Below are 13,543 nucleotides of genomic sequence, written 5' to 3' on the forward strand. Positions count from 1 at the left end.
TGTGATGTGTGATAGTCAATCAAACACGAACATTTTTAATAAAAATATAAAAATATGTTCGTAAAACCATGAAAATATGAAAATAAGAAAAGCAGAAGCGCCTGAAGCCAGACAATAAAAAAGAGGACATGCAAAATGCAGGCCCTCTTTATGCACCAGGCGGCGCAAATGAATCATCAAATCGTTTCTCTAAGTTTACGAATTTATTATACTCTTTTACAAAAGCCAGCTGAACGGTTCCAACCGGGCCGTTACGCTGCTTGGCGATAATGATTTCGATGATGTTTTTATCTTCGGATTCTTTGTCATAGTAGTCATCACGGTATAGGAATGCCACGATATCGGCATCCTGCTCGATACTTCCCGATTCACGGATATCAGACATCATCGGGCGCTTATCCTGCCGCTGTTCCACACCACGTGAAAGCTGGGACAGTGCGATAACAGGGACCTGAAGTTCACGGGCCAATTGCTTAAGGGAACGTGAGATTTCAGAAACCTCCTGCTGGCGGTTTTCGCCCGAACGGCCGCTTCCCAGGATTAATTGCAGGTAGTCGATCAGAATCATGCCAAGCCCATGCTCCTGCTTTAACCGGCGGCACTTAGAGCGAATATCTGTTATTCTGACACCAGGAGTATCATCAATAAAAATCCCTGCATTTGATAGGCTTCCCATTGCCATGGTCAGCTTTCCCCAGTCCTCATCTGTCAGGGAGCCGGTACGAAGCCTTTGAGCATCTATATTTCCTTCTGCACAAAGAATACGCATGACAAGCTGTTCGGCACCCATCTCAAGACTGAAGATCGCAACGTTTTCCCCGGTTTTTGTTGCCACATTTTGCGCGATATTCAGGGCGAAGGCTGTTTTACCTACGGAAGGGCGGGCACCGACAATGATGAGGTCATTTCGCTGGAAGCCGGCAGTCATGCGGTCCAGCTCGGCAAAACCAGTCGCAATCCCAGTAATATCTCCTTTACGGTTATGCATTTCCTCGATATTATCGTAGGTCCGGACCAGAACATCCTTAATATTATGAAAGGCACCGGCGTTTTTGCGCTGTGCGACCTCCATGATATTTTTCTCAGCCTCTCCCAGCAGAACTTCTACTTCATCCTCACGTGTATAGCCATCCTGGGCAATGCCCGTCGCCGTCCGGATCAGCCTGCGAAGCAATGACTTTTCTTCAACGATCTTTGCATAGTACTCGATATTCGCTGCTGTTGGAACAGAACCGGCCAGTTCACTTAAATAGCTAACCCCTCCGGTATCCTCCAGCAGTTTTGACGCACTGAGCTCTTCTGTAACGGTCACTAAGTCGACCGCTTTTCCCTGGTCGCTCAGCTTCAGCATCACATTGAAAATCTTCTGGTGTGCCGCACGGTAGAAGTCTTCTGGTATCAAGATCTCTGATGCTTGTGTAAGAGAGGAGGGTTCAAGAAAGATTGCCCCAAGCACTGCCTGTTCCGCTTCAATATTTTGAGGCGGGAGCCGATCCGCAAATAAATCACTCATCTGTTCAAACCTCCTAATAAGAAATGCGCAAGCGCCTGTCAGAACAAGCCAAATCGTTTGTTCATGCGCTTAAAAAGCATAAAGTAACACTATATCTATATAAAAATCTCTAAATTTCCCTTTAAAAAATGTGACCAGCCGAAACTGATCACATTTTTAATCAACCCTTTTATTTTAACATGTTTATCGGCAAAAGCCACTTCCAATATTAGTTTATCGCATTCATTGAAGTTTCATTTTATGCTTCTTTTACATGTACGTTTAATGTTGCCGTTACTTCAGTATGAAGCTTGACTGGAACCTTAGTGTACCCGAGCGTGCGGATCGCGTCTTCCATTTCGATTTTACGCTTGTCGATTTTAATGCTGTGCTTCTTTTGAAGCTCTTCTGCAATTTGCTTGCTGGTAATGGAGCCGAAAAGGCGGCCGCCTTCACCTGATTTCGCATTAAATTCAACTGTCAGCTTTTCAAGTGTTTCTTTCAGTTTTTTTGCATCAGCAAGCTCTTCAGCAGCAAGCTTTTCTTCTTTCTTCTTTTGAGCATTCAGGCTGCTGATACTCGATTGGTTTGCTTCGACAGCAAGCCCTTGCTTGATTAAAAAGTTATGTGCATAGCCATCTGCTACATTTTTCACTTCACCTTTTTTGCCTTTGCCTTTAACGTCTTTTAAAAAGATTACTTTCATTCTTTTTTTCTCCCTTCAAAGTATTCATCTATAGCCTCTTTTAAACGGACCTCAACATCATCAAGTGTTGCATCGTGAAGCTGTGTGGCAGCGTTAGTTAAGTGTCCGCCGCCTTCAAGGTTTTCCATGATCACCTGGACATTGATATCCCCGAGGGAACGTGCGCTGACCCCTATCATGTTTTCAGAGCGGTTTGAAATGACAAATGAAGCAACCACACCATCCATCGTCAGCAGGGTATCCGCTGTCTGGGCAATCAGCACCTGGTCAAATATTTGATCTGGCTGTCCCTTTGCAATCGCAATACCTTCTCTGTAGAATTGAACGGTTTCAATCAGCTTAGCCCGCTTGATGTAGGTATCTACATCCTCTTTTAAGAACTTTTGGACGAGCACGGTATCTGCACCCTGTCCGCGCAGATAGGAAGCCGCATCAAACGTCCTGGACCCTGTCCGCAGTGAAAAACTCTTCGTATCTACAATAATCCCGGCAAGCAGGGCTGTTGCTTCCAGCATTTCGATTCGGCCGTTTTTCGGCTGATACTCCAGAAGCTCTGTTACCAGTTCTGCTGTGGAAGAGGCGTATGGCTCCATATAAACCAGAAGAGGATTATGGATGAATTCTTCAGCGCGGCGGTGATGGTCGATGACGACAACATGTTCAATTTTATGAAGCAGCTTTTCCTCAATCACCATGGATGGCTTGTGGGTGTCAACGACCACAAGCAGGGTATCGTCTGTTGCAATTTCCATCGCCTGTTCAGGAGTGATGAATTTAGAAAAGAGCTCTTCGTTCCTTTCAATTTCCTTCATCATTCTTCTGACGCCTGTATCCAGTTCATTGAAATTTACAACTACATAGCCTTCACGCTGATTCAGGCGCGCCACTTTCTGAATGCCGATCGCAGCTCCAATCGCATCCATATCCGGGCTTTTATGGCCCATGATAATCACTTTATCGCTTTCGGATATCAATTCCTTCAGTGCATGGGAAATCACACGTGCACGGACCCGTGTTCTTTTTTCAACAGGATTGGTTTTTCCCCCGAAGAATTTAACCTTTCCGTTCGTCTGTTTGATGGCCACCTGGTCTCCGCCGCGGCCTAATGCCAGATCTAAGCTGGACTGAGCCAGTGAACCGAGCTCAGGAAGAGAAGAAACCCCTGTTCCGACGCCCACGCTTAATGTTAATGGAACGTTTTGCTTTGAGGTGGTTTCCCGGACATCATCGAGAATCGTGAACTTGCCTTTTTCCAGAAGCTGCAGTATATGTTCATTAAATACAGCGATAAACCGCTCAGAGGATACCCGCTTCAAGAATACCCCATTGTCCTGTGCCCATTTATTCAATATCTGGGTCACCAGGCTATTGAGGCTGCTTTTTGTCTGGTCATCCATCCCCTGAGTCAGTTCATCATAATTATCAAGGAAAATAATAGCGATAACCGTCCGTTCTTCCTGATACATTTTTTCAATTTCTGTCTGTTCCGTGACATCAAAAAAGTATAATAGGCGCTCTTCCGGTTTATGAATCACCCGGAATTTGCGGTCGTGAAGGGTAATGATTTCAGTTTCCACTTCCTGTTTGATCAGTGGAACAAGCGAATCCGCGACATCATAAAGCGATCTTCCGACTAGCGTATCTTCATCGAAGCAGGATGCTAAAAAGGGATTGGTCCATTCAATGTAATAATCATCATTAATGAGCATGATCCCGATCGGCATTTCCATCAGAGCTTCTTCGCCGACCTTTTTCACCCTGTAGGAAAGGGTCGAGATATATTCTTCCGTCTCCTTTCGATGCTTCTGAATCAGCTGAAAAAGATAGTAGAAAGGAAGGACGGCCAGAAGCAGCCCAATAAGAGCAAATAGCCAATTGTAGTACGCCAATATACCAAGAAGCACCACTGTTATGCCCATCAATCCAAAAATCGGATAGCGTATGGACCGCTTTTCTAAATACGAAGGCATGTTTTCAGCTCCTAAACAGTAGTGTTGTTTATCACTTTTTTCCTAATCTTTGCCTTAAATCGAATCCTAAGTCAATTATACCTAATATCCTCACAATATAAAGGAGAAATGGCATAAGAAATGTAAATACGGCTGCAAGGACCGGCACAGCTTTCGGCCACCCCTTTAAATGACTGAAAAAGAAAATCAGGGACAGTCCTTGAATGACCATGAAAATCTGCAGAATGAAAGCAATATTTACAAGCGCCATAAACCAGTAGCTGCCTTCTGACGGATTAAAAAGAAAAGAAGCTATAATGGTAATGAGATAGTACCATAATATGCTTTTCGGCAGGCTCATTTCCCTGAATGGCTTCCAGCCTTCAACTTTAATACCGAATCTTTTGACAATCGGAAAGGAGACAAGCTGGATGACAAAAACGGAAATGACCGATGTCATGACAAATAAACTTGGCGTCAGCGTCTCAATCATTTTCAGGCCTTCAGTAAATTGCTCGACTGCTTTATCCGCATTCTGGCCAAAGCCTTCAAGCACTCCTTCTGAAATTTGGATGGACTCCTCCATCATATTGATGCCTTCTTGAATAATATTCACATTAAAAAGAGCAACTGCCGCCGCATACAGGATTAGCAGCGCTGCAAGGAATACCAGGGTGCCCGCAATAAAGGAAGACAGCCGTCCTTTGTTTTCACTTATAAAAATGCCGATTACTGTCCCGGTCAGTCCAAATGTCAGCACAAGCGGCAGCGCCATAAACGAACCGATAATCAGAGAAAGCAGGATGCCTCCAGTCAGAAATACGATCGCATACATCCGGTTATTTTTTGCCGCAAACATAATAAACGGAAGAGCCAGGAAGAAAACCGAAACGGTACCGAGAAACGGCACGTAGAGCGAAATCAGAAGAAGCACGGCAAAAACAGCCAGAAGCACTGCACCCTCTGTTAATTTATGTACATTATTCATTGATACACCCCTCAAACTGTGTATCCAAAAAGGGGGAAAGCATTTTCCCTGCTTTTTGAACCAATCCAAATAAGACAACTCATAAGGTCTATTGTAGCTAGTATTAAATGCAGGTTCAACCTTCGCGATTTTGGAAGAGGGAATGCCGGCTTTTTCATCAAGCTTTTAACACAATCCCGTATTAAAGAAGAAGGCATAATAAAAAAGACGCCGGATACCAGCGTCTTTTCATATTAATTATTCACCTGAAACGTATGGCAGTAATGCCATTTGGCGCGCACGCTTAATAGCAATCGTTAATTTACGTTGGTATTTAGCGTTAGTGCCAGTTACACGACGTGGTAAAATCTTACCGCGCTCAGAGATGAATTTTTTAAGAAGATCCACATCTTTGTAGTCGATGTGAGTGATTCCGTTTGCAGTGAAAAAGCAAACCTTACGACGTTTAGCACGTCCTCCTCTGCGTCCTCCAGCCATGGTCAGTTACCTCCTTTAGCTTTATGATTATATATTTCCGTTCATAATCAGGCACTATTAGAATGGCAGGTCGTCATCGGAAATGTCGATTTGGCCGTCATTTGCGAATGGGTCCTGATCCACGCGAGTATAGCCGCCCTGATTACGATTATCCTGGCGTTGATTCTGATTGCTGTTATTTCCAAATGGGAAATCCTGATCTCTTGGACCGCCGTAGTTCGGGTTGCCGCCCTGGCCGCCAGAATTATTCTTCGGCTCAAGGAATTGCACACTCTCAGCCTGGACTTCTGTCACGTAAACACGCTTTCCATCCTGGCCTTCATAGCTGCGGGACTGAATCCGGCCATCTACACCTGCAAGACTTCCTTTTTTAAGGAAGTTCGCTACGTTTTCAGCTGGCTTTCTCCATACCACACAGTTGATAAAGTCTGCCTCCCGCTCACCTTGCTGATTCGTAAAAGTACGATTCACGGCAAGAGTGAATGAAGCGACAGGAACTCCGTTCGGGGTATACCGCAAATCAGGATCCTTTGTCAAACGTCCGACAAGAACAACACGGTTCATCATCAGAATCAACTCCTCTCGGTAAAAATGGCTTTATCTATTATTTTTCGTCTTTAACAACGATGTAACGGATGATGTCTTCGCTGATTTTAGCTAAACGAGTGAACTCGTCAACTGCTTTTGCTTCAGCATTAACGTTCATTAGCTGGTAGTAGCCGTCGCGGAAATCATTGATTTCGTATGCAAGGCGACGCTTACCCCAATCCTTTGATTCAGAAACCTCCGCACCATTGTCAGTTAAGATTGTGTTGAAACGCTCAACTAGGGCTTTTTTAGCCTCATCTTCAATGTTTGGGCGGATGATGTACATAACTTCGTACTTTCTCATCACTTTCACCTCCTTTTGGTCTAACGGCCCTTCAAAAGGGCAAGGAGCAATATATTCATTACTCACAAGTTGAAATTATAGCACATTAATTATGCAAAAGCAATAACACTGGAGTTAATTGCTAGATGGAAGTTTATTTGAGAGAGGATTTCTTTTCGAACTTTAATTTTGAAAATCGATTTCGCTGCAGCAGAGATGACCGACTGCTTTATCGGTCACTTTCACCTGTTTATCGGTCAGATTTCATGTTTATCGGACACTTTCCGCATGATATCGGTCAAATCCCCTGGGTTATCGGTCACTTTTTCCATATATCGGTCACTTCGCTTGAAATCAACATCATACTGTGGGCATAGAAAAATAAGAACCCCTAATATAGAGGTTCTCAGCAAATTAAACGTTAAAGCGGAAGTGCATGACATCTCCGTCTTTAACAATATATTCTTTTCCTTCGAGGCGGACTTTTCCTGCTTCTTTGGCAGCTGTCATGTTGCCTGCAGCAACAAGGTCGTCATAGGAAACCGTTTCTGCACGGATGAAGCCTTTTTCAAAGTCTGAGTGAATAACTCCCGCACACTGTGGAGCCTTCATGCCTTTGCGGAATGTCCAGGCGCGGACTTCCTGTACGCCGGCAGTGAAGTATGTTGCCAATCCAAGCAGGTTGTAGGCTGCTCTAATCAGCTGATCAAGACCGGATTCTTCGATGCCAAGCTCCTGAAGAAACATTTCTTTTTCTTCCCCATCAAGCTCAGCAATTTCAGATTCAATTTTTGCACAGATTACAATGACTTCCGCATTATCCTTTGCAGCAAATTCTTTAACCTGCTGTACATATTCGTTTGATGAAGGATCTGCTACATCATCTTCGCTTACGTTCGCAACGTAAAGAACAGGTTTAATTGTCAGCAGATGTAGACCTTTTACAAGCTTCATCTGTTCCTCAGTAAACTCAACCGTACGCGCCGGTTTGTCTGCTTCAAACGCTTCTTTTAATTTTTCCAGAATTTCCAGCTCAAACACAGAATCTTTATCTTTCTGCTTTGCCAGCTTGCTCACGCGGCCAATTCGCTTTTCAACTGATTCAAGATCAGCCAAAATCAATTCCAAATTGATGACTTCTATATCATCGATTGGATCCACTTTCCCTGCAACGTGTGTAATATTGTCATCCGCAAAACAGCGGACAACCTGGCAGATAGCATCTACTTCACGAATATAGGACAGGAATTTATTCCCAAGACCTTCCCCTTTGCTCGCACCCTTTACGATGCCGGCAATATCCGTAAATTCGAAAGCCGTTGGCACAGTCTTTTTCGGCTGAACCAATTCAGTTAATTTATTCAGACGGTGGTCAGGCACTTCAACAATTCCCACATTCGGATCAATTGTACAGAACGGATAGTTCGCAGACTCCGCTCCTGCCTGGGTAATTGCATTAAACAACGTAGACTTTCCGACATTCGGCAAACCTACAATACCAGCTGTTAAAGCCATCCAAGTCACTCCTCAACATTATTTCATCTATTAAAAATACGATTGTTTCTCATTTAAACAAGCCTCTAACAATTATAGATAGTTGCCGGAGAAATGTAAAGAAAAGGTGACAGGCACCCATACCACTTTGCCTGACTGGTATAGGTGCCTGTCACCGCTATTAAACCTTCGCTATATTCACAAGGCAGTCATACAATGTGCTTCCAAGGCCATTGTCCGATTCGAGGCTGGAAGTAAGATTATTAACGGAACCGCCGAATTTTGCCCAGATGCCTTCATCAATATTGATGGTATCCGGATGGGCTTTTTTCATAATATGGACAAAGCCTTTCATTTCCCCGCGGTCATTCCACACTTTGACATAATCGTTTTCCTGCAGGCCAAGCTTATCAGCAATATTGTCGGCAATTTCCACCTTTGCCTTTGGCTCTGGCTTCAAAAGGTGATAATGCTGCGAATGATTGGAGCGAAGCGGATGAATCGTCAGCAATGTAAAAGGAAACTGCTTGGCACGCTCTTTGTCCGTCCATTTTGTTTCCCGGGGAAGAGCGAGTGTCAGCCTGCTTTCGGAACCCTTTCGGAACGCCGCAGCAGAGGTGAATTCATACTTGCCGCTTGGCGTTTTGAACTGCCGGTCTGCCCAGGGCACCGTATCAACCGGGAGCTCTTTATGGTGGGAATTCCTTAAGCTATCCAATGTGATCCCATTCTCTTTAAGCGAACCGAGGCCCATGCTGATAAACTCTTCTCGTGTAAAATCAAAATCGGCTCCGAATCCGAGACGCTTAGAAAGCTCAGTCCAAACCCATAAATCAGTCTTTGCTTCACCTGGCGGTTCAACCAGTTTCGGACCATGATTGACAAAGTGATGGTACATGGAAGAGTAATAGACATCTTCCTGTTCAAAGACTGTGGCAACCGGAAGCACAAAATCAGCCATTTTGGCGGTATCTGTCATAAACTGCTCTAACACAACGACAGTCTCAACAGATGCAAAAGCCTCGCGTACCCTAGATGAGTCAGGTACCTGAGTTAAAGGGTTTCCACACGTGACGAAGATCATGTTAATCTCAGGGTCTTTTGCTGTTAAAATCCCCTCTGCCTGACGCATCATCGTAAATTGCCTGAAAGCCGTTTTCCGTTCAGGGAGGGTGAGGGCTGCCCCATCAAAGCTTTGCCCAACCTGCCTGTTGGCATAGTTTGCGCCTCCGCCCGGAATGCCGATATTTCCGCTCACGGCAATTAAAGCATCCATCAGCCGGATCGTGTTCCCGCCGTTTTCATAGCGCTGCATGCCAAGTCCAAAGAAAGTGGAAACAGGGCGGTCCCCATACACCATCGCAAGCTCAGTCATCACCTCTTGAGGCACTTCCGTTTTCTCTGCCACTTCCTCGAGTGTCACACTGCTCAGCAGTTCATTCAGATCTTCAAAACCAATAGAATATTTATCTATGAAACTTCTATCTTCTAAGCCCAGACGGAGCATTTCCTTCATGATGCCGGCCGCAAGCCAGCCATCCATCCCCGGCTTAATGGAAAAATAGCGGTCCGCCATTTTGGCCGTCGCATTAAAAATCGGATCAATTACATACAGCTTGGCACCTTGTTTCTTTGCCTCCTGCAGCTTTTGATACAGGTGCATATTGGTGCGCGCGACATTTCTACCCCAGACAACAATATGTCTGCTGTTTAAAATATCTTCAGGCCCGTGGCTATACGCATCTCCGAAATCCCAGCTCTGGGCCTCAATGCCGGCTCCCCAGCAGATGGATCCCGTCAGCTCAGTCACTCCGCCATAGCAGTTAAAAAAGCGCTGATCCAGGTTCGTCAGCAAGCCTCCATTGGCATAGTCATGGCTGTGCAGGACCGAAGTGGTGCCAGCCGTTTCTTTTATCTCTTTCATTTTCAGGGAAATATCGTGCAAAGCCTGCTCCCATGAAATTTGCACAAATTCTCCATCCACTTTCTTCAGCGGATGAAGGAGGCGTTCCGGAGAATTGGTCCTGCTTTCAAGCATTCTGCCGCGGCCGCAAATTTTCCCCTTTGTTATTGGATGGTTCTGATCGCCATCTACCTTGGTCACCTTACCGTCTTCAACTGTTACATGAAAGCCGCAGCTGTCCCAGCAGTTTAGGGGACAGGCTGACTTGAACGTTTGTGCCACGAACCTCATCTCCCTGCAGTTTGTCTCTTATTCCTCATGCTTAACAAGAATTTTCTTCATTTTGCGGGCGAATTCCCTTCTTGGGATCATTACGCTGTGTCCGCAGCCTTCGCACTTAATGCGGATATCTGCTCCCATCCGGATGATTTTCCACTTGTTAACCCCGCATGGGTGTGGCTTTTTCATTTCCACCACATCATGTAAATCAAATTCTTTTTGCTCCATGTTTATCCCTCCGCATTCAGTTTTGGGTTATCCTGTTCATTCCGTGTGTACATTACAAGTCGCGGGAACGGAATTTCAATGCCATGCGCATCTAAACAAAGCTTAATTTCCTTCCGCAGCTGGCGCGCAATATAAAAGTGCCTCATTGGCAGTGTTTCTGAAACTACACGCAGCATCACATCAGCTGCCGCCATATTTTGGATGCCCAGAATTTCCGGCGGCTTAACCATATCCTCATATTTTTCCGGGAGCTTTTCGAATAATTCCTGAAGGACCTGTTCAACCTTTACAATATCGCCTTCATACGCAATGCTGACATCCACAAAAGCCACACTATTATTTAATGAAAAATTGGTCACCTGCATAATGCTTCCGTTCGGAAGGATATGAACTTCACCTGTCCAGTTTTTTATCTTTGTCGTCCTCAATCCGATTTCTTCTACCGTTCCTTCAAATTGATCAATCCGGATATAATCCCCAACCGAAAACTGATCTTCAAAAATGATAAAAAATCCGGTGATAATGTCCTTTACAAGACTTTGTGCCCCAAACCCAACAGCCAATCCTACGATTCCGGCACCGGCCAAAAGAGCTTTTACATCAATTGTCAGCACCGATAATATCATGATCGCCGCAACGAAAAACGCCACGTATGTGAGCATATTCTCCAGCAGCTTCAGAAGGGTGGCTTCCCTGCGCTCTGAGATTCGGAGCCTTGACGGCGTCCTAACTTTAAAAATATTACGGATGGCCAGCTTGCCGATCCTGATCAGAATGCTCGTCACGATCAGAATCGCTATAACTTTAAAGATGCCTTCCCCAATGGTTATCCACGTTTCTTCATTCGAAATCTTATCTATCATACCGTTTGTCATTTTTTCAATAGGACTCATGGTTTCACCTGCTTTAAATTAGTGAAAATATAGAAAAGCGGAAAGCGCCCGCTAAATGAAGGCACGCAGACTAAAAACGCCACGTCCTCCCAAAAGCTGTCATTTTCGGTCGTGCGATGTTTAGGCTGACGAAGCCTTACTTGTCCTGTGGGCCTCAAGCATAAGGCGAGCCGGCTGAAAGGTTGTTCTTTAACCTTTTGGACGGATTGAAAGAAATGTTGAGGTGACTGCCCAGGAACGGCTTATGACCTCGAGTCCCCAGGAGCCGAAACTAGACAAGTTTAGACCCGAGAGCCGATGGCGCCTGGAGTTAGACAGTAATCACGTTCAAAATTTCAAGCCTTTAACTTGTATGAAATTATACTGCATCTTGCCCCTCAGTGCGAACCCCTCTGTAAAACAAAATTATTTTATCAATTTTTCTCATGGCTTAACAGTTAAAAACCCGATTGTTTAACGATTAAATAATACAGGTATGTATAGATTACACAAAAATTCCGTATACTGTTAAAAACGTATAAATACTTGTTTTTCGGGCATGGCAAGGAATAAAGAGGGAGTGGACCTATATGAACTTCAAACCGAACTTGTTTGACAAAAAAGGCGGGGCTTCTGCCAGAATCTCGCATGAAGAAACAAACTCTGCTGAAAAATTGGCTGCTGAACTGAAGAATATTCTGCCTGCGGGCATCAGCTGCCGTCCCATCGTTTTTGTCTGCATTGGCACAGACCGCTCTACAGGCGATTCATTAGGTCCGCTGGTAGGCACACTCCTCGAGGAAAAATCCATTTCATCTTTCCATGTATACGGAACACTGGAGGACCCAATCCATGCCGTAAACCTGGAAGAAAAACTGAATGAAATTAAAAAGAAACATTTTAATCCCTTTATCATCGGGATCGACGCCTGCCTGGGGCGCTTAAAAAGCGTCGGAGTCATTCAAATCGGAGAAGGCCCTGTCAAGCCTGGCGCCGGAGTTAATAAAGACCTGCCGGAAGTAGGAGACATGCACATAACCGGCATCGTCAACGTCAGCGGATTTATGGAATTCTTCGTCCTCCAGAACACAAGGCTCAACCTCGTCCTGAAAATGGCCAAAACCATCGCAGGGGGCATCTATGAAGCAAGCCTGACCCACCAGACAGCGCCAGCATGGCCTGCATTCAAGTGGGAACTGAACCGTGAACAAACACCTTAATGAATAGGAAGCCGCAGGGGAAATCGGCCTGCGGCTTTTTTGGTTAGCTGGGGGAGGGGAGGGGATTGCTCTGTTGGCACATCTTTTTGCGCTGATTTGGTTAGTTTATGCGCTATCTGATTATACTTTTGCGCGCTCACCCGATTTATGCGCCGTTCTCACATCTTTTCGCGCTGTTATTCCTATTTTATGCGCTGCTGCAGCCGGCTTTTGCGTCAATTCCATTAGTTTATGCGCTGCACCCAGAGGTTTTGACAGGCGCCGAAAGCACAATAAATTCCGGTGCACATGCTTCACACCACCGCACTAACAATTAAATCCCCATCCCTAAAAATAAATCCCATAAAAATAAACAACCGACACAATAATCCCCGTAACCACAATTCCAGGAAGCAGGTTCGCAACTCTGATCTTTGTAATTCCTGTCAGATTCAGACCAATCGCAAAGATCATGATTCCGCCTGTCGCGGTCATTTCCTTAATAAAGCTGTCCATAAGAAGCTGGGGGACAAACCGGTCGATCTGGGTGGCAAAAAGGGCAATAAGCCCTTCATAAAGCATGACTGGAAAAGCTGAAAAGAGTACACCAATCCCTAATGTAGTCGTCAAGATGAGGGAGGTGAAGCCGTCAATAATCGATTTGGTATAAAGAACCGAGTGATCGCCGCGGATGCCGCTGTCGAGCGCGCCGATAATGGCCATAGCGCCAATGACAAAGATAAGCGTAGCCGTTACGAAGCCCTGGGAAATGCTTCCCTGGCCTTTTGAGCCGATTTTTCTTTCGAGCCAATCGCCAAGTTGGTTCAGCTTATCTTCGAGAGCTAAGGATTCCCCAATAACCGCCCCGAAAACAAGGCTTAAAATCACAACCAGGAAATTCTCGCTCTTCAAGCCCATTTGCAGGCCGAGCACCATTACAGCCAGGCCGATCGCATGCATCACCGTGCCCTTCATGCTTTCAGGAATGCGATGGAGCAATTTCCCAAGCAGTGTTCCAATAATAATCAATAATCCATTCACAAGCGTACCTAGCAAAAACATATTCTTCACCTTATTATTTCGCA

At 45.1% G+C, this 13,543-nt stretch carries 14 protein-coding genes; 2 read left to right on the forward strand and 12 right to left on the reverse strand.

Going from position 1 to position 13,543, the window contains the following annotated elements; genetic code table 11:
• Positions 1 to 148: 148 nt before the first annotated feature.
• The 7 genes from dnaB to rpsF all read right to left on the reverse strand — a co-directional run bounded on the left by dnaB (position 149) and on the right by rpsF (position 6,504).
• Positions 149 to 1,513 (reverse strand): replicative DNA helicase, encoded by a 1,365-nt coding sequence (gene dnaB / locus JI665_RS16725; RefSeq protein WP_206840999.1) that lies wholly within the window; start codon positions 1,511 to 1,513, stop codon positions 149 to 151.
• A 238-nt stretch (positions 1,514 to 1,751) separates the two neighbouring features.
• Positions 1,752 to 2,198, reverse strand: a complete 447-nt coding sequence (gene rplI, locus JI665_RS16730; protein ID WP_206841001.1) for a 50S ribosomal protein L9 — start codon at positions 2,196 to 2,198, stop codon at positions 1,752 to 1,754.
• The gene (locus JI665_RS16735; RefSeq protein WP_206841003.1) at positions 2,195 to 4,168 is read right to left on the reverse strand and encodes a DHH family phosphoesterase; all 1,974 of its coding nucleotides are present in this window, start codon (positions 4,166 to 4,168) and stop codon (positions 2,195 to 2,197) included. The genes rplI and JI665_RS16735 overlap by 4 nt, the downstream gene beginning before the upstream one ends.
• Before the next feature lie 31 nt (positions 4,169 to 4,199).
• Entirely contained in the window at positions 4,200 to 5,135 is a 936-nt protein-coding gene (locus tag JI665_RS16740; RefSeq protein ID WP_206841005.1) for a YybS family protein, read from the reverse strand.
• Positions 5,136 to 5,372: 237 nt separating this feature from the next.
• The gene (gene rpsR, locus JI665_RS16745) at positions 5,373 to 5,612 is read right to left on the reverse strand and encodes a 30S ribosomal protein S18 (protein ID WP_009332461.1); all 240 of its coding nucleotides are present in this window, start codon (positions 5,610 to 5,612) and stop codon (positions 5,373 to 5,375) included.
• Positions 5,613 to 5,669: 57 nt separating this feature from the next.
• On the reverse strand, positions 5,670 to 6,179 hold the full coding sequence (ssb, locus tag JI665_RS16750; RefSeq protein WP_206841007.1) for a single-stranded DNA-binding protein: 510 nt from the start codon (positions 6,177 to 6,179) through the stop codon (positions 5,670 to 5,672).
• A gap of 37 nt (positions 6,180 to 6,216) precedes the next feature.
• Entirely contained in the window at positions 6,217 to 6,504 is a 288-nt protein-coding gene (gene rpsF, locus JI665_RS16755) for a 30S ribosomal protein S6 (protein WP_009332474.1), read from the reverse strand.
• Between the two features lie 125 nt (positions 6,505 to 6,629).
• On the opposite strand from rpsF, the gene JI665_RS16760 reads away from it, so the two are divergent.
• Positions 6,630 to 6,860 (forward strand): hypothetical protein, encoded by a 231-nt coding sequence (locus JI665_RS16760; RefSeq protein ID WP_206841009.1) that lies wholly within the window; start codon positions 6,630 to 6,632, stop codon positions 6,858 to 6,860.
• A 37-nt stretch (positions 6,861 to 6,897) separates the two neighbouring features.
• Here the strand turns inward: JI665_RS16760 and ychF are convergent, their stop codons facing one another.
• The 4 genes from ychF to JI665_RS16780 form a co-directional block, all read right to left on the reverse strand.
• The gene (ychF, locus tag JI665_RS16765; protein WP_206841010.1) at positions 6,898 to 7,998 is read right to left on the reverse strand and encodes a redox-regulated ATPase YchF; all 1,101 of its coding nucleotides are present in this window, start codon (positions 7,996 to 7,998) and stop codon (positions 6,898 to 6,900) included.
• Between the two features lie 160 nt (positions 7,999 to 8,158).
• Positions 8,159 to 10,162 (reverse strand): molybdopterin-dependent oxidoreductase, encoded by a 2,004-nt coding sequence (locus JI665_RS16770; RefSeq protein WP_206841012.1) that lies wholly within the window; start codon positions 10,160 to 10,162, stop codon positions 8,159 to 8,161.
• A 27-nt stretch (positions 10,163 to 10,189) separates the two neighbouring features.
• Positions 10,190 to 10,387, reverse strand: coding sequence for a DUF951 domain-containing protein (locus tag JI665_RS16775; RefSeq protein WP_061793278.1), 198 nt, complete (start codon positions 10,385 to 10,387; stop codon positions 10,190 to 10,192).
• Between the two features lie 2 nt (positions 10,388 to 10,389).
• The gene (locus JI665_RS16780) at positions 10,390 to 11,280 is read right to left on the reverse strand and encodes a mechanosensitive ion channel family protein (RefSeq protein ID WP_206841014.1); all 891 of its coding nucleotides are present in this window, start codon (positions 11,278 to 11,280) and stop codon (positions 10,390 to 10,392) included.
• A 569-nt stretch (positions 11,281 to 11,849) separates the two neighbouring features.
• On the opposite strand from JI665_RS16780, the gene yyaC reads away from it, so the two are divergent.
• Entirely contained in the window at positions 11,850 to 12,479 is a 630-nt protein-coding gene (gene yyaC / locus JI665_RS16785) for a spore protease YyaC (RefSeq protein WP_206841016.1), read from the forward strand.
• Between the two features lie 327 nt (positions 12,480 to 12,806).
• Here the strand turns inward: yyaC and JI665_RS16790 are convergent, their stop codons facing one another.
• Positions 12,807 to 13,520, reverse strand: coding sequence for a DUF554 domain-containing protein (locus tag JI665_RS16790; protein WP_206841018.1), 714 nt, complete (start codon positions 13,518 to 13,520; stop codon positions 12,807 to 12,809).
• Positions 13,521 to 13,543 lie beyond the last annotated feature (23 nt).

It is taken from the genome of Bacillus sp. NTK034, assembly GCF_017303275.1.
Lineage (GTDB): Bacteria > Bacillota > Bacilli > Bacillales > Cytobacillaceae > Cytobacillus.